The organism is Falsiroseomonas oryzae, assembly GCF_027856955.1.
Classification (GTDB): Bacteria; Pseudomonadota; Alphaproteobacteria; order Acetobacterales; family Acetobacteraceae; genus Falsiroseomonas; species Falsiroseomonas oryzae.
The window spans coordinates 1-1,506 of record NZ_JAPSMD010000749.1 but is presented as its reverse complement, the minus strand read 5'-3'; the positions used below and the strand labels follow the sequence as shown (position 1 = coordinate 1,506).

Annotated in this window: 1 protein-coding gene and 1 pseudogene; both read right to left on the bottom strand. The window is 75.8% G+C overall.

Annotated features, from left to right (window positions below):
- Positions 1-50 precede the first annotated feature (50 nt).
- Complete coding sequence (locus OZN99_RS31350) at positions 51-1,115, bottom strand: GlxA family transcriptional regulator (protein ID WP_270939109.1); 1,065 nt, start codon at positions 1,113-1,115, stop codon at positions 51-53.
- Positions 1,116-1,148: 33 nt separating this feature from the next.
- Positions 1,149-1,506 (bottom strand): annotated as a pseudogene (locus tag OZN99_RS31345) (hypothetical protein); the annotation flags it as partial.

The following is a 1,506-nucleotide window of genomic DNA, read 5'->3' as shown; positions in this document are numbered from 1 at the left end:
GCGACGCCGCGCTGCAGGCCCTGGCCACGGGCTGACGCGGGCCGGCCGCCTCAGCCCCGCTGCGTCGTGGCCTGGCGTTCCGTGCGCGGTGCCAGGCCGAAGCGCGCGCGGTAGGCGCGCGAGAAATGCGCGGCGCTGGTGAAGCCGCAAGCCAGCGACGTCTCCAGGACGGAGAGCGAGGTCTGCCGCAGCAGTCGGCGCGCATGCTCCAGCCGCAGACCCAGGTAGTGCGCGCCGATGCTGCGGCCGAGATGGGCGCGGAACAGCCGCTCCAGCTGCCGCACGGAAACACCGGCGTGACGCGCCAGGACGGCGCGCGGCAGCGGATCCTCCAGCGCCTCCTCCATCTCCGCCAGCACCTGCAGCAGGCCGGGATGGCCCACCTCGTAGCGCTCGCGCAGGCTCATCCGCTGCGGCTCGTCGGCCGCGCGCGGGCGCGTGTGGAGGAACCACTCGGCCACCGCATGCGCCAGCGGGCGCCCGTACTCCGCCTCGATCAGCGCCACCGCCATGTCCAGCGCGGCCGTGCCACCGGAGCAGGTGCAGCGGTCGCGGTCGATCTCGTACAGGGAGCGCGTCACCTGCAGCTCCGGGAAGCGCTCGCGCATCGCGGGGATGTACTCCCAATGCGCGGTGCAGCGGTGGTCGGAGAGCAGGCCGGCGCGCGCCAGGATCTCCGGCCCGCCGGCGACCCCGCCGATGCGGACGCCGCGCGTCGCCTGCGCACGCAGCCAGGCCAGCGTCGCCGGATCGTCGAAGGCGGTCGGGTTGCCGCCGGCGCAGACCAGCAGGTCGTCCACGTCGCAGGGCCGGTCGATGCCCTGGTCCGGCAGGATCGCGATGCCGTTGGAGGCCGCCACCGGCCGCCCATGCGGCGAGACGTGCCGCCAGGTGTAGAGCTGCTCCTCCGCCAGCTCGTTGGCGGCGCGATAGGGCTCCATCGCGCAGGCGTAGCTCAGCACGGCGAAGCCGGGGATCAGCAGGAAGGCGATGCGCCGCGGGCCGCGCCGCTGGCCGCGACGCAGCGGGATCCGCGCGCGCTGGGCGCGCCCGCGCGGATCAGGCGGGCCGGAGCCTGCGGTGTCCGTGCCGGCCGCTGCGCTGTGCTTCGCCATGCGCCGGATCCTGGACCGGTCCGGCGCCCGGCGTCACCCCGTCACCTCGCAGCCGAACTCCGCCGCCGCTTCCAGCACCGCATCCGCCAGGCTCCGGCCGAAGGATCGGTAGCAGGCGATGTCCCAGGCGCCCGATACCAGGGGCGGCCGCCACAGCGTGACGCCGATGTGCCCCGCCAGCGTCAGCGCCGCGGCGCCGGGCGGAAGCACGGCATCGTCGAGGTCGATCGGGACCAGCTTCGCCAGCGTGTCGCGGGCCGCGGGCCCGGCCAGGCGCAGCACCGCGCGCGCGCCCGTCAGGTCAGTCACTGAGGCCGCCCGGCCGACCAGCGCCGCCAGGTCGCGCGCGAAGCCGAAGCGCGCCACGCCAGCCCGCGCCTCGTCCAGCGCC

Bases quoted from the DNA above. Each gene is read 5' to 3' on its own strand.
- OZN99_RS31350 (WP_270939109.1), bottom strand. From the start codon at position 1,115: ATGGCGAAGCACAGCGCAGCGGCCGGCACGGACACCGCAGGCTCCGGC.